At 35.3% G+C, this 20,427-nt stretch carries 17 protein-coding genes and 1 tRNA gene; 12 read left to right on the top strand and 6 right to left on the bottom strand.

The window, feature by feature from the left end:
• Window positions 1-414: 414 nt before the first annotated feature.
• Together ACM55G_RS03045 and ACM55G_RS03040 are read right to left on the bottom strand one after the other, a co-directional pair.
• Window positions 415-744, bottom strand: a complete 330-nt coding sequence (locus ACM55G_RS03045) for a DMT family transporter (protein ID WP_416842437.1) — start codon at window positions 742-744, stop codon at window positions 415-417.
• A gap of 2 nt (window positions 745-746) precedes the next feature.
• Entirely contained in the window at window positions 747-3,017 is a 2,271-nt protein-coding gene (locus tag ACM55G_RS03040) for a cation:proton antiporter domain-containing protein (RefSeq protein WP_416842436.1), read from the bottom strand.
• A gap of 179 nt (window positions 3,018-3,196) precedes the next feature.
• On the opposite strand from ACM55G_RS03040, the gene ACM55G_RS03035 reads away from it, so the two are divergent.
• The 5 genes from ACM55G_RS03035 to ACM55G_RS03015 all read left to right on the top strand — a co-directional run bounded on the left by ACM55G_RS03035 (window position 3,197) and on the right by ACM55G_RS03015 (window position 11,153).
• A complete protein-coding gene (locus ACM55G_RS03035; protein ID WP_416842435.1) occupies window positions 3,197-5,569 on the top strand; it encodes an efflux RND transporter permease subunit in 2,373 nt (790 codons plus the stop codon).
• A gap of 457 nt (window positions 5,570-6,026) precedes the next feature.
• Entirely contained in the window at window positions 6,027-7,463 is a 1,437-nt protein-coding gene (gene asnS, locus ACM55G_RS03030) for an asparagine--tRNA ligase (protein ID WP_416842434.1), read from the top strand.
• A 73-nt stretch (window positions 7,464-7,536) separates the two neighbouring features.
• Window positions 7,537-9,003 (top strand): RNA polymerase factor sigma-54, encoded by a 1,467-nt coding sequence (gene rpoN, locus ACM55G_RS03025; RefSeq protein WP_416842433.1) that lies wholly within the window; start codon window positions 7,537-7,539, stop codon window positions 9,001-9,003.
• 184 nt (window positions 9,004-9,187) lie between these two features.
• Window positions 9,188-10,213, top strand: coding sequence for a nucleotidyltransferase family protein (locus tag ACM55G_RS03020; RefSeq protein ID WP_416842432.1), 1,026 nt, complete (start codon window positions 9,188-9,190; stop codon window positions 10,211-10,213).
• Between the two features lie 4 nt (window positions 10,214-10,217).
• Window positions 10,218-11,153, top strand: a complete 936-nt coding sequence (locus ACM55G_RS03015; RefSeq protein WP_416842431.1) for an STING domain-containing protein — start codon at window positions 10,218-10,220, stop codon at window positions 11,151-11,153.
• Between the two features lie 44 nt (window positions 11,154-11,197).
• On the opposite strand, the gene ACM55G_RS03010 is transcribed toward ACM55G_RS03015, so the two are convergent.
• Window positions 11,198-11,800 carry a thymidine kinase gene (locus ACM55G_RS03010; protein ID WP_416842430.1) on the bottom strand — a complete coding sequence of 201 codons (603 nt, stop codon included), beginning with the start codon at window positions 11,798-11,800 and terminating at the stop codon, window positions 11,198-11,200.
• Between the two features lie 196 nt (window positions 11,801-11,996).
• Between ACM55G_RS03010 and ACM55G_RS03005 the strand changes: the two genes are divergently transcribed.
• The 5 genes from ACM55G_RS03005 (at window position 11,997) to ACM55G_RS02985 (ending at window position 17,157) form a co-directional block, all read left to right on the top strand.
• Complete coding sequence (locus ACM55G_RS03005; RefSeq protein ID WP_416842429.1) at window positions 11,997-12,950, top strand: hypothetical protein; 954 nt, start codon at window positions 11,997-11,999, stop codon at window positions 12,948-12,950.
• A 117-nt stretch (window positions 12,951-13,067) separates the two neighbouring features.
• A complete protein-coding gene (gene rsmI / locus ACM55G_RS03000) occupies window positions 13,068-13,781 on the top strand; it encodes a 16S rRNA (cytidine(1402)-2'-O)-methyltransferase (RefSeq protein ID WP_416842428.1) in 714 nt (237 codons plus the stop codon).
• Between the two features lie 8 nt (window positions 13,782-13,789).
• Window positions 13,790-14,134, top strand: coding sequence for a HopJ type III effector protein (locus tag ACM55G_RS02995; RefSeq protein WP_416842427.1), 345 nt, complete (start codon window positions 13,790-13,792; stop codon window positions 14,132-14,134).
• Window positions 14,135-14,186: 52 nt separating this feature from the next.
• Window positions 14,187-15,875, top strand: coding sequence for a single-stranded-DNA-specific exonuclease RecJ (recJ, locus tag ACM55G_RS02990; RefSeq protein WP_416842426.1), 1,689 nt, complete (start codon window positions 14,187-14,189; stop codon window positions 15,873-15,875).
• Between the two features lie 13 nt (window positions 15,876-15,888).
• Window positions 15,889-17,157, top strand: a complete 1,269-nt coding sequence (locus ACM55G_RS02985) for an MFS transporter (RefSeq protein ID WP_416842425.1) — start codon at window positions 15,889-15,891, stop codon at window positions 17,155-17,157.
• Between the two features lie 273 nt (window positions 17,158-17,430).
• On the opposite strand, the gene ACM55G_RS02980 is transcribed toward ACM55G_RS02985, so the two are convergent.
• From ACM55G_RS02980 to ACM55G_RS02970, 3 genes are all read right to left on the bottom strand, one after another.
• Entirely contained in the window at window positions 17,431-18,186 is a 756-nt protein-coding gene (locus ACM55G_RS02980) for a UDP-2,3-diacylglucosamine diphosphatase (RefSeq protein WP_416842424.1), read from the bottom strand.
• Window positions 18,183-18,650: a 6-pyruvoyl trahydropterin synthase family protein gene (locus ACM55G_RS02975; protein ID WP_416842423.1), complete on the bottom strand. Its 468-nt coding sequence runs from the start codon at window positions 18,648-18,650 to the stop codon at window positions 18,183-18,185. The genes ACM55G_RS02980 and ACM55G_RS02975 overlap by 4 nt, the downstream gene beginning before the upstream one ends.
• A gap of 442 nt (window positions 18,651-19,092) precedes the next feature.
• A complete protein-coding gene (locus tag ACM55G_RS02970) occupies window positions 19,093-19,860 on the bottom strand; it encodes an enoyl-CoA hydratase/isomerase family protein (RefSeq protein ID WP_416842422.1) in 768 nt (255 codons plus the stop codon).
• 127 nt (window positions 19,861-19,987) lie between these two features.
• Between ACM55G_RS02970 and ACM55G_RS02965 the strand changes: the two genes are divergently transcribed.
• Window positions 19,988-20,064: transfer RNA gene (locus ACM55G_RS02965), tRNA-Ala, on the top strand.
• Between the two features lie 48 nt (window positions 20,065-20,112).
• Window positions 20,113-20,367, top strand: a complete 255-nt coding sequence (locus ACM55G_RS02960) for a GIY-YIG nuclease family protein (RefSeq protein ID WP_416842421.1) — start codon at window positions 20,113-20,115, stop codon at window positions 20,365-20,367.
• Window positions 20,368-20,427 lie beyond the last annotated feature (60 nt).

The raw sequence follows: 20,427 nt of genomic DNA, 5'->3' as shown, positions 1-20,427 counted from the left end.
AATGATTTTTTGATTTAGATTTTTCGATTCAGAAATAATCGGTAAAAATATTTCTCCTCCTAGTCTTTCAACATTAAAGCAATGCAATCCAAACTATGCATTGCGGTAACAATCGCATTTCCAATTCGTTTTTTGAGTAAACTATTGGCACCTTTTGAAATGTGTTTTAAAAAATGAGGATTGGGATTGGATTACAATTTTTCCAACTTTAAATTATTTCATTTCAAGTAAATGAATTTATATTCCACACTTTTTTTCGGTTTTCCTGATAGGGATTGATCGATAAATGAGGTAACAAAGGCAATTACTAGGATCGGATAATCCCTAAAAACATATAAATCATGCCGTTGTTTTCTTGATTTGGTTTCTGTTTTATGTTTAAAACACTTTAGAAAGTAAAATCATTTTTTGTATTTAATGACTAGACACGAATTTTAAACCAATAATGGAAGCTATTAAAGTAGTGATAAAGAAAACCCTCCAGAAATCAGCGGGTTCTTTAAAAATAAAAATTCCAACTAAAACTGTTCCCACGGCTCCTATTCCTGTCCAAACCGCATACGCTGTACCTATAGGCAATGTTTGCGTTGCTTTGTAAAGCAACACCATACTGATGGTCAAACAAACTAAAAATCCACCCAACCATATTGAAGCGGTAATGCCTGAACTTTCTTTGGCTTTGCCTAAACAAGTCGCAAAACCTACTTCAAAAAGGCCACCAATAATCAATAAAATCCAGTTCATTTTTAATGTTTTAATATCAATACCGACGGAACACCACTTAACCAAACACTTCTTGAATCTACCAGCGTTTTCCAACTTTCGAGACTAATCAACATTAAATTCTGATTGGCTAAAAGCTCTTTTTTAACGATTTTGTCAGTGATTATAACAATATTGTTTGGGTATTTTTGTTCTAAAGAATTTATAGCACTCTTAATTACAAAATTGGAGTCGATGTGGTTATTTACATCCAAGATCATTATTTTAGAATTGTTATTGTAAATTAATTTTTGGGCGTAATCTAACAAAAACGAATCTTCCGAAGAAAAAATTGGAAGAAAAACTTCATCAACATTTTGCAAATCCTTATCGATCAAAATCCCGATAGGCATCTTCGTTTTAGAAATAATTTGTCTGGTTCTTTCGTCAAAAGGAGAATTTTCAAACAATCCCTCTTTTCCGGTAAACTTGTCAATCAATCGATCCGGATTGATTATTCTTGTCGTAAAACCAATTACTTTCCCCAGGATTGTACCTTCAAAAATTGATTTTCCTAAGCCTATCAGCAATAAATCATAATCGCCTTGATTCGCAATATCAGCAATATCCGTTTCTATATCAATCGTCGCTTTAAAAATAGTGGTGATTTCCTGTTTTAGTATTTTAGATTCTTCAACAATTGGAATAAAACTATTTTTCTCTTTGTCCTCCATATTAAATTGATGCATTTCATCACTCAAAGACAAATGCATAACTGTAATAGTGGACGTTTCTTTTGTTTTCTTTACTAAACTATTAGCCAATCGCAAAAGCGACTTCCCTTTTTCATTATTGCCAAACGAAATTAATATTCGGAATTTATTATGGCTTCCTTCTTCTTCAGCGTCAATACCATCTCTAGTTTTAAAGATATAATTGATTAAATCCAAAGCCGGCCCCGTCATAAAAGTAGTAACTAGTGCCATGATTACCATCATTGTAAAAACTTCGGGAGTCAACACTTTAAGTTCTAATCCAATGTTCAGCACGATTAATTCCATCAACCCTCTGGTATTCATTAAGGCGCCAATGGTTAAACTATCACGCCAACTCTGACCTACAAATTTCGCTGCCAAAGCGCTCCCTAAAAACTTTCCTACTACAGCAACCAAAATAATAAACCCCGTCACTTTCCATAAATATGGATCATTAAGAAGTCCAATCTCCGTTTTTAAACCTGTAAAAACAAAAAACAAAGGCAATAATAGGATCAAGGCTACATCTTCGACTTTCTCAATAAATATAGATCTGAATTTTGGAACATCAGGCATAATAGCTCCTGCCATAAAAGCACCAAAGAGTGCATGAATACCAATTACTTCAGTAGCGTAGGATGAAAGTATAAGAACAAGAAAGAAGATGGCTACAACCGGTTTTACTATACTGTCCTTAGTCCCATATAAATCCCCGATTCTTTTCAAAAAAGGTTTTACGATAAAAATCATCAACAGAACATAAATTATAGCCAGTGAAATGATATATAAGGAACTAACAAATGTACCCGCTTTTACAATCGCAATTACCACCGCCAGAATACACCAAGCAGTGATATCATCAGCAGCAGCACATGTAATAACAATCGCGCCCAACCTAGTTTTATGAATTCCTCTTTCCTGAACAATTCGTGCCAAAACAGGAAAAGCAGTTATACTCATGGCAATTCCCATGAACAAACTAAAGGAAAGAAATTTTACGCCTTCGGGGGCAAATCTATTGTAAACAAAGTAAGCCAACCCGATTCCAAGCGCAAAGGGAATAACAATACTGGCGTGACTTATAACTACAGCTTCATTGGCTTTGTTTTTTAAAACTTTCAAATCGAGTTCCATACCTATGACAAACATGAACAGAATCAATCCTATTTGGCTTAAAAACTTTAAATTTCCTAACGATTCCAATGGGAATAAAGCGGCTGAAAATTCAGGAAAATACATTCCTAATAAAGATGGTCCAAGGACAATACCCGCAATAATCTCCCCTATCACAGAAGGCTGACCTATTTTTTTAAAAACCCAACCAAAAAAACGGGCGACAAGTATTATGGTTATAATTTGGACTAAAAGTATCGCTAAGGGATCTTGAAAATTATGTTGCATAGAAGCCATAAAATCATTCCACGAACCATTTTCAATTCCGGGAATCGCGATTTTTTTACTACTTTCTAAGCGCTTCCCTTTTTTAATAATCCAATACATTAAAGCCGTGAACCCTCCAGTTACAGCTAAATAAAATAATGCATTTTTATAGTTTTTCATATTTATTTTTATGTGGACTTAGTCATCTCCTGAAAAAATCAAATATATAATTTATATCTGATAAATTATCTTAATGTAAAAAAAACGAGGAGTTCTATCAGCAACGGTACAAAAAATTCACTTAACCTTTATGATTCAAAACGGTTTTGATTACATTTACAGGCATTTTTAAAATAGCTATGAAAAAGAAAATAACAGTAGGGTTTTGGGAATTAATCGCCCGAATTGTACTTAAAAATAGAATCGCAATACTTTGCGTTATTCTTGCCCTAACCGTTTTTCTTGCATTGCAATGGAAAAACCTAGGTATGACATATACCGAAGCCAATTTACTTCCCAAAAAACACATTGTAAATCAACAATACGAAGATTTTTTAAACAAGTTTGGAGAAGAAGGCAATTTGATTGTTATAGGCTTCAAAGACAACACTTTTTTCACTCCAAAAGCTTTTGCTGCCTGGAATGAATTAATGACTGGTTTAAAAAATTCCAAAGAAGTGGAACTAGTTGTTTCTTTGAATGATTTAAAAAAATTACAAAAAAACGAAGCTGCCGGAAAATTTGAATTGGTGCCGCTTATCGACCAAACTCAAACTGTAAACCCAGCGTATTTACAGAAAATAAAAAACGAACTCTTTAATAACCTCCCTTTTTACGAAGGATTATTATTCAACAAACAATCCGGAAGCATTCGTTCAGCGGTTTATTTAAACAAGAAAATTGTTAATACGGCAGGAAGAAAGACGTTCATCATTGACAACCTGGTTCCAAAAATCGAGAAATTCGAAAAAACAACCGGAATTGACCTTCGTGTTTCCGGAATGCCTTACATCCGAACGATAAATGCCGAAAATATGAAAGGCGAAATTGGTCTTTTCATTGGTGCAGCTTTGTTCATTACATCATTAATTTTCTTTTTATTCTTCCGCTCCTTTCGAGCGACTTTTATATCCATTTGTATTTTACTTTTTGGAGTGATGTGGTCTTTTGGAACATTGGGATTATTCCATTACAAAATCACCATTTTAACGGCTATCATTCCGCCATTGATTATCGTTATTGGGATTACCAACTGTATTTTCCTGATTAATAAATACCAGCAGGAAATAAAACTACATAATAATCAAGCCAAAGCGCTGCAACGTGTTATTTCTAAAATTGGTGTTGCTACGCTGATGACAAATTTAACAACAGCTGCAGGTTTTGCTACATTTATGATTACGGGGAACGACTTACTTTTTGAATTTGGATTAGTGACTTCCATCAATGTCATCTCCGTATATTTATTGACCCTGGTTGTAGTACCAATTTTTTACAGTTTTATGCCTTTACCAAAGGAAAAACACCTGTATCACTTGAGCAAAACCTACATTTCAACCTTGTTGGATTGGGTAGAGAACATTGTAAAATACAAACGAAAAACGATTTATATCATCTACGCTTTACTACTTTTATTTAGTGTAATTGGGGTTTCACAGATGAAAGTTTCGGGAAGTTTGATTGGCGAAATGCCAAAAAGCGCTTCTTTCTTTAAAGACATTCTTTTTTTCGAAAAGGAATTCAACGGCGTTATGCCATTGGAAATCATGATTAACACCAAACGTAAAAAAGGGGTTATGAAATTGTCCACGATGAAAAAAATGGACGAATTACAAGAAACCATTGCTAGCATTCCAGAATTATCAAAACCTATTTCTATTGTAAATTTGGTTAAATATTCCAAGCAAGCGTATTACAACGGCAAACCGGAATATTACGAGTTACCTACCTCGCAAGAGCAGGCATTCATCCTTTCCTATGCCAAAAATGCCACTAAAAATACCAAAGAAAACCTGATGAAAAGCTATGTGGATTCCACTGGACAATATGCCAGAATCACCACTTTCATGAAAGATATCGGAACCGTGGAAATGGCAAGAGTGGAACATCAGTTGCAACAAAAAATTGACAAAGTTTTCCCGAAAGACCGTTACGAAGTAACCCTTACCGGAAAAGCGCTGGTTTTCCAAAAAGGAACTTCTTACTTAATTGACAACCTGATTGAATCTTTGATTTTCGCTATTTTCTTGATAGCACTATTAATGGCCTATTTATTCAGATCGGGCAAAATGGTAATGGCATCCGTAATCACTAATGTTTTGCCGCTTTGCATCACCTCCGGATTGATGGGGTATTTTGGCATTCCGTTGAAGCCATCTACTATTTTGGTTTTCAGTATAGCTTTTGGGATTTCGGTGGATAATGCGATTCAATTTATGGCAAAATACCGTCACGATTTACTGCAAAACAACGGAAAAGTCAAAAAATCAGTATTCAGTGCGTTGAGAGAAACAGGAATTAGTACGTTTTACACTTCGGTGGTATTGATTCTTGGATTTGCGACTTTCACACTTTCGAGCTTTAGCGGAACTATTGCCCTTGGTGGTTTAATTTCTTGTACTTTATTGTTCGCCATGTTTGCCAACTTATTGGTTTTACCAGCGTTAGTATTGACTTTTGAAAAGAAAAAAGCCAAAAAAGAAGACCTTATAGAAGCCAAAATAGTGAATTAATTTTTTTATTTGGAGCTGTTTCCTGCTTTACACTCTATCTTTTCTTGTCTAAAAAAAAAGACAAGTAAAGGATGCCGTTTCAATCAGGGCTAGGAAATTGTGGTAACTCATAATCTATTTTGTTAACTGACACTTTTATCCTACAAGGTTTTTTTAAAACCTTGTAGGTATTACCATTTACTTATGTCAAACCTACAACGTTAAAAAAAACGGTGCAGGATATCCTTAAAAAATATTTTTAGAAAAATTCCAAATGCCTCTATTAGGTTAGCCACGATTGCAGGCGATATCCTTTTTTGAGGCGCTTTTTCTTCGCCTCAAAAAAGATAAAGCCGAAAAGCGGGAAATAGCTCCTCTATTACACCATTTCTCGCAATGACTTTTAAAACAAATCATTTATATTTGCATTTGAATTGAAATATTGATTTTGTTGAAAAATCAGAAATCTAAAATTAAAATGAGACATACAAGAGTTAAAGACTTACTAAACAGTACCACGACGCTTCATGAAGTAAATGCAAAAGGATGGGTGAGAACTTTTAGAAACAATCAATTTATTGCTTTAAACGATGGTTCGACCATTGATAATATACAATGTGTAGTCGATTTTGAGAATACTCCAGACGAAACTTTGAAAAGGATCACCACTGGAGCAGCAATATCTGTAACAGGAACTTTGGTGGAAAGTAAAGGCGCCGGACAGAAATTTGAAATTCAGGTGTCAAAACTGGAAATCCTAGGAGATTCGGATGCAGAGAAATTCCCGATACAGCCAAAAAACAAACCGAGCTTGGATTTCTTGCGTGAAAATGCGCATTTAAGAGTACGTACCAATATGTTTGGAGCCATTATGAGAGTACGTTCGGTATTGTCGTATGCGGTTCACAGTTATTTTCAAGAAAAAGGTTTTGTGTATGTAAATACGCCAATCATAACGGGTTCGGATGCGGAAGGTGCCGGTGAAATGTTCAAAGTGACTGCTTTGCCATTTGACGGAACACCAAGAACCGAAGACGGTAAAGTGAATTATAAAGAAGATTTCTTTGGGAAAGAAACGAATCTTACGGTTTCAGGACAACTGGAAGGAGAAACTTTTGCAATGGCTTTGGGTCAGATTTATACTTTTGGACCAACCTTTAGAGCCGAAAACTCGAATACTTCCCGTCACCTTGCGGAATTTTGGATGATTGAGCCTGAAGTGGCTTTCAATGATTTGAATGACAACATGGATCTAGCCGAAGATTTCATTCAGTATGTAATCAAATATACTATGGACAAATGTGCGGAGGATTTAAAATTCCTGGAAGGAAGATTATTGGATGAAGAGAAATCTAAACCAGTTGCTGAAAGAAGCGAAATGCCACTTTTAGAAAAACTAAACTTTGTTTTGGAAAACAATTTTAAACGTGTTTCGTACACGGAAGCAATTGATATTTTAAGAGATTGTACGCCAAACAAAAAGAAAAAATTTAACTATATCATTAACGAATGGGGTGCTGATTTACAATCAGAACACGAACGTTATTTGGTGGAGAAACACTTTAAATGTCCGGTAATCTTGTTTGATTATCCAGCAAATATAAAAGCATTTTACATGCGTTTGAACGAGGACGGAAAAACAGTTCGCGCGATGGATATCCTTTTCCCTGGAATTGGAGAAATCGTAGGTGGTTCTCAAAGAGAAGAACGTTTTGACGTTTTGGTAGAAAAAATGAAAGCCTTAGGAATTGACGAAGAAGAATTATGGTGGTATCTTGACACCCGAAGATTTGGATCAGCTGTTCACTCCGGTTTTGGTCTTGGATTTGAAAGATTGGTGCTGTTTGTAACTGGAATGACAAATATTCGTGACGTAATTCCTTTTCCTAGAACGCCTATGAATGCGGAGTTCTAAAAATTTGTTTCCCGTTTAAAGTTTCAAGTTCAGCAACCTTAAACTTTAAACCTTAAACTTTTAAACAATAAAAATGCTAAAGCAATTCTTAAATTTAAAATTATCCCAGAAATTATCTCCTCAACAAATACAGTTGATGAAGTTAATTCAATTGCCAACGCAAGCTTTCGAACAACGTTTATTGGAAGAAATGAACGAAAATCCAGCACTGGAAACTGGAAAAGAGGAAGAGGATTACGAGAAAGACGAGTTCGAAAATGAAGATTATGATGACTATGATGATGCCGAATCAGAGCGAATTGATGCCGAAGACATTAATATAGACGAATATTTAAGCAACGACGAAACACCGGACTATAAAACACAAGTAAACAATTACAGTGACGATGACGATGACCGCGAAACGCCTTTTGCTGCTCCTGTAAGTTTTCATCAAGATTTAATCAATCAGTTGAATACGTTCATCCTGAATGATGAAGAGCGAGAAATTGCCGAATTCCTGGTAGGAAGTATCGATGACATGGGTTATATCCGTCGTAGCGTTCCTGATATGGTGGACGATATGGCATTTACCCAAGGAATTTACACCGATGAGAAAATGGTGGAGAAAATGTTGCAAGTTATTCATGAACTAGAACCTTCGGGAGTGGGAGCACGAGATTTACAGGAATGTTTATTGTTGCAATTGAAACATAAAACACCTACGGAATACGTGGAGTTAGCCACGGATATTATCGAAAATCAGTTTGATGCGTTTACCAAAAAACATTACGATAAATTAATTCAAAAATACAATGTTTCGAATGAGCAGCTTAAAAAAGCAATTCACGAAATAGAAAAACTGAATCCAAAACCAGGAGGTTCCTTTACCGGAAATAATAAAGTTACTGAAAATGTAGTTCCTGATTTCGCGATCAGAATTGTGGACGGCGAACTGGAATTGACCTTAAACGGACGAAATGCTCCTTCCCTGCATGTTTCCAAAGATTATCAGGAAATGATGCAAACCTACAAGGATTCCCGTGATAAATCAGCACAGCAAAAAGATGCGGTACAGTTTATCAAACAAAAACTGGATTCGGCTAAATGGTTTATCGATGCGATACGCCAACGCCAGGAAACGCTTTTTGTAACCATGAATGCGATTATGCATTATCAGGAAGAATTTTTCCTCGACGGTGATGAAACCAAGTTGAAACCGATGATTCTAAAAGACATTGCTGATATGGTAGGTCTTGATATTTCAACCGTTTCGCGTGTAGCCAACAGCAAATATGTGGAAACACCTTACGGTACTAAACTAATAAAGGAATTCTTTTCGGAATCGATGAAAAATGATCAGGGGGAAGATGTTTCTACACTTGAAATCAAGAAAATCCTTCAGAATACGATTGAAGAAGAAGACAAGAAAAAACCACTTCCAGACGATCAATTAGCCGAAATTCTTAAAGAAAAAGGCTATCCAATCGCGAGAAGAACGATTGCAAAATACAGGGAACAACTCGATATTCCGGTTGCGAGAATGAGGAAGAAGATGTAAACTGAGATTTAAAATACTAAAAAGGGGAAATTTGTTTAAGACAAGTTTTCCCTTTTTTTATGGAGTAAATTTACTGATTCATAAGACGTTAAATATCACTAAATGTGGGTATTGCATAGTGAATTGAAAAGATTGAAATTGCATATTAGGAATCTAAAAAAAAAAAAATTAGACATCAAAAAATATGGCTGCATTAAATTACGCAAAAAGATTACAAAATATTCAAAATAGAAAGTTTGATAATGAATTAAATAAATCTGTAATTTCTAAATCATTTAGTTCAAATGAGATTCCAGAAAATATAAAATATTTGGCTGAATCAATGAGAAAAATTGATGAAAAATATAACAGTAAAACTTTTGATGCAGCAAATAGAGTAAAAAAACATCTTGAAGATGGATATGATTTACATTTTAATAGGATTTTTGAAACTCAAGGTTCTGCAATAACAAATACGAACATTAAAGTCCATAGCGATTTTGATTTATTGACAATAATCGATAAATACAATTTTAACGGGCCAGGAGTTCCTATAACAAGTCCGTATACAGAAACACCGCCTGATTCTGATATATTAGAACTTCGTGAACAATCTATTAAAATATTAAAAAATATTTATGATGAAGTAGATACTACTGGAGCAAAGAGTATTTCAATTTTTAACAAATCATTAAATAGAAAAGTTGATGTAGTTTTTTGTTTTTGGTATCATTCAAAAGAATATAAAGAAGCTGAAAACAAACATTACAAGGGTATTTATTTATATGATTTTCCAAACAAAACAAAAATATTGGATTATCCATTTGCTCATATAAACAATGTTAATTATAAGGGCGACAGCACAAAAGATGGTTCAAGAAAAGGTGTTAGGCTTTTAAAGAACTTAAAAGCTGATTCAGAAACAAAAATAAATTTATCTAGTTTTCACTTAACATCGATAATTCATTCTATTGAAAATACATCTTTAAATTACACATTTGGAAGTGAAATTTTAATTGCAAAAGCTATTTCAGATGAAATAAATTTGATTATTGAAAATCCATCACATAGAAAATCTATACAAAGTCCAAATGGAACAGAGAATCCATTTTTAGATGATAATTTAATTTCCGATCTTAAATTATTAAAAATAGACTTAGACACTTTAATTATAGATTCAGCAAAAGAGATTAATAGTCCAATAATACGAAAAGCTCTTTTAACATATTAAAAAAATGACAGATTTAAAACCAAAAATATTTATCGGTTCATCCACAGCAGGTTTGCCAATTGCTCAAAAAGTTAAAAATTATTTATCCGTTTCAGGTAATTGTTTTTTATGGAAAGAGAAAGACATCTGGGAGCCAAATAGGAGTACATTTGATAATCTTATCAGAATGTCAAATTACTTTGATTTCGGCATTTTTGTTGCAACTGCAGATGATTTAACATTAACAAATGATAAATTAGTAATTGAATCGCGGGATAATGTCATTTTAGAAATGTCAATATTTTTAGGTGCAATGGGACATAATAAATCTTTCTTATTGGTTGAAGAAGGTTTAAAACTTCCAACAGATTTTAATGGTATTTATATGCCTCGTTTTAACAGATTAAGTGACGAAAGCATCAGTAATGCTTGTGATTCATACATTGCAAAAATAAACGAACATTATTCGCTAGGTCATTTAAGTTTATACCCAACAACTGCTTTAGCAATTGGTTATTATAAAAATTTTGTAGCTGATTTGGTAGAAAGTTTACAAACCGTTGAAAACCTTGAAATTGATGGTAATACTTATTCTGATTTTAAGTTAAAAATTGTTATCCCAAAAAATCTCAAAGGAATGATTCGAGAAAAGGCTTCAATGTTTTATAAAAGAAATGGATTTATTGGAAATCAGATAAAAGCAAAATTTCGATCACATTTTTTATGGTTTCAATTTGACCAAAAAAATAAACCAAATGCAATAATGTACGATATGCCAAGTACATTAACCGGAGTAGATGATGCAATAGAGTTAATCCTTCAAAAAGGATTTAAAGGAAGAACTAAAATGCAAGAATTAATTGAAGAAAAAGAATTAAATAATTTCAGGAGAGTCTTACAAATGCAAATTGATGAAAGTCCATTTGCCCAAGCAATTGTAGAGATTGTAGATGAGTTTTAAATCGAAAAGCCCGAGAAATTCCAAAGAATCTGTCGAGATTTACATTATATAGAATCTTTCTTCTCCTGATCTTTCCGCATCGCATGATAATAGGCAGCACGACTCAACGGTTCGTATTCCTCAGTTTCGCCTAACAGGACAAGTTTGTCATTGTCGGTTTTGCGGAAACTGTAATTAGCCAGATTTCCGGTGCGAGTACATACGGCATGCACTTTGGTCACATATTCGGCAGTCGCCATTAATGCGGGCATCGGGCCAAAAGGATTCCCCTTGAAATCCATATCCAATCCTGCAACAATGACACGGATTCCTTGGTTTGCCAAATCGTTACAAATCTTGACAATTTCGTCATCAAAAAACTGCGCTTCATCAATTCCCACCACATCACAACCTTGTGCCAAAATAGCAATATTTGCAGCAGCAGGAACAGGCGTGGAACGGATTTCGTTAGCGTCATGCGAAACTACCATATCGTCATGGTAGCGTGTATCAATTTCTGGTTTGAAAATTTCTACTTTTTGTTTGGCAAATTGCGCTCTTTTCAGACGACGGATGAGTTCCTCGGTTTTACCCGAAAACATGGAGCCACAAATGACTTCAATCCAACCAAATTGTTCTTTATGATTTACTGTATTTTCGAGAAACATTTTATATTTTTCTGACTTAAAAAATGAATAGTTTTTATTACTTTGTACCAGATAAAACCCACTTAAAATTTTATACTTTTACACCGTTTCAAAAGTATGACATTTTTATTAAAGGTTACTTCTTCCTTATGCTAAATAAAACTCAGGAAGAAACTTATTGAAAAAGACCCGCCTAAAACACTATAATTTCAAAGTTATGAAAAAAAAATTGGAAGCCGATTTAATCAGCATTGCACACAGAATATTACAACTAAAAAATAAATCTGATATCAATCAATTATATCTGGAAACGCAGAAACTGTATGAAAAACTTTCTGTCTTGCGATTTGTAGACGAGCATTTTAGTGACGCAAAACCAACTATTGGAATTGCTGAAATAGAGAAAAAAATTGAAGAAGTTTTTGACCAAAAAAAAACAGTACAATCTGAAACAAATACAGCTGTCGAAGGAACGCCAGCAGAACAAACTGAAGAAGCATCTGTAGTTGCCGAAAAAATAATTTTAAAGGAGACTATCGAAACACCTTTAGAGCAAAAAGAAGAAATAGTTGCTGCAGAAGAACCTGTAATTGAAGAAGAAATAGCCACTGAAGAAGAAGCCGCAATCGAAGAAAAAACAACCGCACCGGAGACTGCTCCATTCCTTCCTGCTTTCGAATTATCAGAAGAAGAGGAAGTTGAAGAAGAAAAAGTAACTGAAATTGAAACGCAAAAGAAACCAGAAGCAGTACAGATTTCTTTCGAAGATTTATTAGGCGGAAATTATAGTGATGCCCAATTTGTAAAAGTCCATACTCTTGAAAATATACCTACTGCTACTGCCATTACCATTGATTTCGAAGAAAAACAATTGGACACCATTGAAGAAGTAAAACCGGAACCGGTGGAGCCAAAAACAGCTTCCTTAAACGAAAAATTAGCGAAAAACATCAATATTGATTTGAATGATCGCATTGCATTTACAAAACACCTTTTTGGCAACAGCAGTGAGGATTACAATCGTGTTTTAAATCAATTAATCACGTTTGATACATTCTACGAAACCAGAGATTTTATTCAGGAAATGGTAAAACCAGATTACAATAACTGGGAGGGAAAACAAGACTACGAGGAACGTTTTATGGATATTATAGAGAAAAAATTCCTGTAATTCCGTTTCAATTGTTCCTTTAACAAAAATAAAAAAACGGAATGAATTTTAAGTTTTAAAATTCATTCCGTTTTACTTCTTATCTCGAAAATTCGGGATGTGTTTAATTTTTTAATTATGTCAAAATTATATATCGTTCCCACGCCTATTGGCAATCTTGAAGACATGACTTTCCGAGCAATTCGGATTCTGAAAGAAGTCGATTTGATTCTAGCCGAAGACACGCGAACCAGCGGAAAATTATTAAAGCATTTCGAAATTGGCACACACATGTACAGCCACCACATGCATAACGAACACAAAACCATCGAAAATTTAATTTCGAGATTGAAAGCCGGAGAAAATATCGCCTTGATTTCGGATGCGGGAACGCCTGCCATTTCTGATCCTGGTTTTTTATTAACGCGCGCTTGTGTCGAAAATGGAATTGATGTCGAATGTTTGCCTGGCGCAACAGCTTTCGTTCCGGCACTAGTCAATAGCGGTTTACCCAATGACAAGTTTGTTTTTGAAGGATTTTTGCCTGACAAAAAAGGGCGACAAACCCGGTATTTAGCTTTGGCAGAAGAAACACGCACGATGATTTTGTATGTTTCCCCGCATAAATTAGTGAAGACTTTAGCGGAGTTCATTACCTATTTTGGCGAAGACCGACAGATATCGGTTTCACGGGAATTATCAAAAATGCATGAAGAAAACATCCGTGGAACAGTCCAAGAAGTCATAGCCCATTTTGAAAAAACTGCACCAAGAGGCGAAATTGTAGTGGTGGTAAGTGGAAAAATAATTACCAAAGAACCTAAAAAATCAAAATTTTCATCAGAAGAATAAATATAAATATGAGCCTAACATCTTTCTTAGAAAAACTAAAACAAACTCCGGAAGCAATCGCATTTACAGAAACCATTGCAACCATTGAAGAAAACTATATTTTTACTCCAACTACCTTTCAGAACGGTTCTCAAATCAATGCCGCAGGAGAAAATTCCGGTTCTTGCAAATTATTTGCTTTTGCCCAATTACAAAACTTAACCGAAAAGGAAACATTATCCTGTTTTGGAGCGTATTATTATGACGACGTTTTGAAAAACCCAGAGGGAACCGGTCACCAAAACATTCGCAATTTCATGAAAACAGGATGGAAAGGAATTCAATTTGATGGAATAGCTTTAATCTCAAAATAGCATTGCTGAAATTGTAAAACTCTCTTTTCTAAATATAAAAAAACCACACTACATGCGTTGGACCATTAAATCAAAACCTTCCGAAGATACCGTGAAACATCTCGCTCAAGCTTTGAATGTGGAAGATTTTGTGGCAACATTATTAGTGCAGCGCGGCATTGAAACTTTTGAAGATGCCAAACGTTTTTTTCGTCCCAGTTTAGATGATTTACACGATCCATACTTGATGAAAGATATGGAAAAGGCGGTGGAACGTATCGAAAAAGCAATTGAAAATCAGGAAAACATTCTTGTTTTTGGTGATTATGATGTCGATGGAACTACAGCTGTTTCGCTCGTTTCTTCCTATCTAAGAACTTATTACCCTAACGTTGCCACTTATATTCCGGATCGTTATGATGAAGGGTACGGAATTTCCTTTAAAGGAATTGACTTTGCCGATGACAATGAATTTTCGCTTATTATTGCTTTGGATTGTGGTATAAAATCCATCGATCATGTGGCCTACGCCAAAGAGCGAAACATTGATTTCATCATTTGTGATCACCACAGACCAGGTAAAAATTTACCAGAAGCCGTTGCCGTTCTCGACCCCAAACGGGATGATTGCAACTATCCGTATGATGAATTATGCGGTTGCGGCATTGGTTTCAAATTGATTCAGGCTTTAGGCCAAAATCGTCAGGAAACCATCGAAGACATATTTCCCTATTTGGATTTAGTGGCAGCTGCAATTGCGGCTGATATTGTACCGATGACTGGAGAAAACAGAGTGTTGGCTTATTTTGGATTGCAAGTCATCAACACTGAACCGAGACCCGGAATTAAAGCTCTGATTCACCAAGTAAAAAAACAAACCTTAGATATTACCGATGTCGTTTTTATCATCGCACCAAGAATTAATGCTGCGGGCCGCATCAAACACGGCAATCATGCTGTGGAATTATTGACCGAATTTGATTTTGAACAAGCCCAACAATTTGCTTCTGAAATCGAAAAATACAATTCGGATCGAAAAGAATTAGACAAGCAAATCACTAAAGAAGCACTTTCCCAAATTGAAGACAACCAGGAAAAAGAACGCTTTACTTCCGTTGTTTTCCAAGAGGATTGGCACAAGGGAGTTATTGGGATTGTAGCTTCAAGATTGATAGAAACCTATTATCGTCCGACCTTAGTTTTTACCAAAAGTGGCGATAAATACGCAGCTTCGGCGCGTTCCGTAAAAGGATTTGATGTTTATAATGCATTGGAAGCCTGTGCCGAACATTTAGAGCAATTTGGCGGTCATATGTATGCTGCGGGAATGACTTTAGCGGCAGAAAATTACCAGATTTTCAAAGATGCTTTCGAAAAACAAGTCGAAAAAACCATTCATCCTGATATGCTGACTCCGGAAATCTCGGTTGACGCCGAAATTAATTTTGCCGATATTACTCCAAAACTGACTCGAATTCTAAAACAATTTGAGCCTTTTGGACCGCAAAATATGACACCTGTTTTCCTGACCAAGAATGTAAAAGATACCGGTTACGGAAAACCAATGGGACAAGAAGAGGAACATTTAAAACTGTTTGTAAAACAAAATAACTCCGAAGGCATTGCTGCAATTGGCTTTGGCTTAGGCAATAAATTAGATACTACTAAAAACGGACAACCCTTTGAAATGGTTTATTCTATCGATGAAAACGAATGGAAAGGAAATGTCAGTTTACAACTACGATTAAGAGATATAAAATAATATGGTTCCCACGATGAAAAAACACGATCCCTACGCAGCCTTACGTTATAAAGAATTCAATACTTTTTTATTATTACGTTTTGCAATGGTTTTTGCTTGGTCGATGCAGTTTATTGTTATTGAATGGCAAGTATACAGCATCACCAAAGATCCACTTTCATTAGGAATCATTGGGTTAATGGAAATAATTCCTGCTGTTCTCATGGCATTATTTGCAGGACACATTGTGGATCAAAAGGAGAAAAAAGGGCTTCTTTTCAAGTGTATTTTAGGATTTTCGGCAATTAGTTTTGGGTTGTTTGTCTTAACATGGCCGCAAATTGTTAGTGAGTATTCTACAAAAGTAATTTTGTATGGTATTTATTTTCTGGTTTTTCTGGGTGGAATTGTACGCTCTTTTCTTGGTCCAACCATATTTTCCCTTTTATCGTTGATTGTCCCTAAAAAAGTATATCCAAATGCAGCCACATGGAGCAGCTCGGTTTGGCAAATAGGTGCTGTTTTAGGACCAGCAGTTGCGGGTTTTTCTATTACTTTGATTGGTGTTCACTGGTCAATGTGTTCCGTATTCTTATGTTCCCTTTTTTCTTTAATCGCTTTGTCACAAATAGCCGCTAAGCCTATTTTGAATCCAAAAATTGGGGAACCCATTATGGAAAGTTTAAAAGAAGGCGTGAAATTTGTTTTCAATAACAAAACCATTTTAGGAGCTTTATCGCTGGATATGGCGGCAGTTCTTTTTGGCGGAGCGGTAGCGTTGTTACCCATTTTTGCCCAGGATATTTTAAAAGTGGGACCCGAGGGTTTTGGCGTATTGCGCGCCGCGCCAGCGGTTGGTTCATTTTTAACATTGATTATTTCAGCCTATGTGCCAATGAATAAAAACGCGGGAATAAAACTTTTGTCAGCCATTTTTGCCTTTGGAGTATGCATTATTGTTTTTGGACTTTCCACTATTTTTTGGTTGTCTGTATTGGCATTATTTTTTAGCGGTGCTGTTGATGGAATTTCGGTGGTGATCCGTCAGACTATTTTGCAATTGAAAACACCGGATCACATGCGAGGCCGAGTTTCGGCAGTGAATTCTATCTTTGTGGGTTCTTCCAATGAATTGGGTGCTTTTGAAAGCGGATTGACAGCAAAACTTATGGGAACGGTAACTTCAGTTGTTTTTGGAGGAAGCATGACTCTTTTGATAGTGCTTGGAACGGGAATATTCTCGCCAGCCTTTAGAAAACTGGATTTGCAAAAAGATATTGACGAACATGAAAAAGGTAATTAAAAAAGCTTCTCAAAACACTTATATACGGGCTTTTATTATACAAAGCATGAACTCCATCTTTTTTAAGTCTAGCATACAATATACTAAATAAATGCAGTGCCGATTGCGAACTTAAAACAAATACCACAAATTCTTGCCGTTTCCATGAAAGAATTAAATTCCGTAAAAGATTTGGTGGAAGACCCTTGTTTAAAAGGAATTTAGATGGTTATTTGTGTGGTGTGGGAATGAATTGAGCATTAAAAAAACTACGCCGATAAAATACTTGAAAATTTATTGATACTTTTTAATTTCGAATGTATCTCCATCAAAAACACCATAGGTAAAATAGGTTATCCAGTCGCCCAGATTCACATATTCGGAATTTTCTCCTACTGTTACTTTCATAGGTAAATGACGGTGCCCAAAAATAAGGTAATTGTAGTGTTTGTTTTCCAGTTTTCTTTTGGAATAGAGAATCAACCATTCTTTGTCTTCTCCAAGAAAGGTCACGTCTTCATCACCAGAAATCAATTTGTTTTTTACCGAAAGATATTGTGCCAGTCCTACTCCAATATCAGGATGAAGCCATCTAAAAAGCCATTTGGAGAACGGATTTGTAAATACTTGCTTCATGCGCTTGTATCCCATATCGCCTGGACCTTTTCCGTCTCCATGCCCGACTAAGAAGGTTTTATCTCCAAAAGTATATTCTTGATTGTCATGATACACCGGAATATTCAACTCCTTCTGGAAATAATCTTCCATCCACAAATCGTGATTTCCCACGAAGAAATAAATAGGAATTCCGCTGTCACGAATTTCGGCCAATTTGCCTAAAACACGAACAAACCCTTTTGGGACAACTGTTTTGTATTCGAACCAAAAATCAAATAAATCACCTACTAAAAAAATAGCTTCCGCATCTTTTTTCACTTCATCGAGCCAAGCCACAAATTTTTGTTCTCTTGGAAAACTCAATTCTGGTGTTGGGGCTCCAAAATGTTGATCGGAGGCGAAATATATTTTTTTGTTGTTCGGTAATTTCATGAAGCTACAGTATCGATATTGTCACTTGCAAACCATTCGGCGAAAGAAGATTCCGTTTCTTGTAGTTTTAACGAGAAAAGTTTAATTCCTGCCGGTAATCTTCTCATTATTCTTTGAGAAAAATCGATTACCATATTCTCGCTTGTTGGTTGATAATCCACCAAAATAACGTCATGTCCACGATTTTTCAATTCGTTTGCCAATTCAATATGAGGAGTGGTTTCGTTAAAAACTGTTGCGTGGTCAAATTGATCTACTATTTCTTCTTTTACGATTTTCTTCAAATCAGAAAAATCGATTACCATTCCAAACTTTACGTCATTACGGTTTTCGATTGGTTTCCCTATTACGGTTACTGACAATTTATAACTATGACCGTGAACATTTTTACATTTCCCGTCATAACCATATAAAGCATGACCGGTTTCGAAACTAAATTGTTTTGTAATTCTGATATTGCTCATCGAAGTTTAATTTTGATTGCAAATTTAGCAAATTGATATGAGAAATAGGTTCTAAATGCGGGCAAACGCTTTTAAGAAATTATTACACCGTTTGACTAGAGATACGCAAAGGAGTACAAAACTTCACTAATTAACTATTAAGAACGCAGATTAATTTTGCAAACCACATAAGGAATATAAGTTCAGTTACGTTTTTAGCACAATGGATTCAGATTAAATGAACTTATATTCCTTACATGTTTTAAATTTTATTATCATTGTTAGAATATTTCCAATGGAACAAAAAATAAACCTAAAAATTAATTCGAATAAAACACATTCGGATTCCACTGAAATCTAGCCCTGATGGAAGCGGCATCCTATTGTGGCGGGGTTCGCCACAATAGATATAGTGTACAGCAGGAAATAGCTCCTGAAATATTCAGAATAAATTCTGAAAAAATTACTTTTTGAATTGAGACAACGCCTTTTTGGTAAAATCAGATAATACCAATCTTCCAGAAATAGCAGCACGTTCCAGCAATAGTCTTTCCCAATCTTGGGTTCCATCCCACAAAACCTTTTTCATTTCCAGTAAAGCTTCCGGATTATAACTGGACAATTTAGCACTAAAATCAGCTACAGCAACATCAAGTTCTTCAATGGTTTCGAAAGTATTGGCGTACAATCCTTTGGCTGCCGCCCAGTCTGCCGTTTTCCATTCGTGCGCTGCCAGCGTCATTTCGGACATTGCCATTTTTCCGATTTTTCTGGAAACTGCCGGTTCAATTACAAACGGTCCAATTCCTATCGCTAACTCCGATAATTTGATAGAAGCCTTTTTTGTTGCTAATGTATAATCACAAGCCGAAGCAATTCCTACACCCCCACCAACTGCTTTGCCATGAATGCGCCCAACAATTAGTTTGGAGCAATTTCTCATGGCATTGATCAAATGTGCAAATCCCAAGAAGAATCTGGTTCCCTCCTCTTGATTAGAAACCGCCAAAAGCTCATCAAACGATGCTCCGGCACAAAAAGCGCCCGTGCCTTCGCTTTTTACAATAATCACCGAAACAGCAGGATTCGTACTCAAACTATGGAATTCCTTTGTTAAGCGGTCTAACAATTCTCTTGGAAAGGAATTGCTCGCCGGATGACCAAATTCAACTGTTGCGATTTTATTTTCGATTGTTGTGATGAGCGAACCTGTTGGGATTTCTGTTACCATAGCACCTATTTTGATGTAAAGTTAAAAAAAGTTAAGGATGCTTTTGCTTTTTTTTCAAATAGTATGGATTTGTATTTATGAAATTTGCTTTTTGCTTTATTAATATCTTATATTTGCGATCTAATTCGGGGGATTAGCTCATTTGGCTAGAGTGCTTGCCTGGCAGGCAAGAGGTGACCGGTTCGAATCCGGTATTCTCCACCAGTAATACCAAGCCTTACAGCAATGTGAGGCTTTTTTATTTTATAGCCTATGTTTTACACCTATATTATTTTCTCTAAAACTTTGGACAAATACTACACTGGTTCTTGTGAAAATATTGAAAACAGACTTAAAGACCATTTAAATAGCAGAAGTACTTATACAAAAGTGGCTAAAGATTGGATTCTAGTTTATTTTGAAAATTTTGATTCTAGGTCATTCGCTGTAAAAAGAGAAATGGAAATCAAAAAAAAAAAAAGTAGAAAATATATCGAATTTATAATATACCAAAAATCAGTTGAATAGAGTGTCCCGAAAGCCTTCGGGAAGGTGACCGGTTCGAATCCGGTATTCTCCACAAACTAA

This window comes from Flavobacterium algoriphilum (genome assembly GCF_048158655.1).
Classification (GTDB): domain Bacteria; phylum Bacteroidota; class Bacteroidia; order Flavobacteriales; family Flavobacteriaceae; genus Flavobacterium; species Flavobacterium algoriphilum.
Note: the sequence above shows the minus strand (reverse complement) of the source record. Positions and strands in the feature narration are given on the sequence as shown.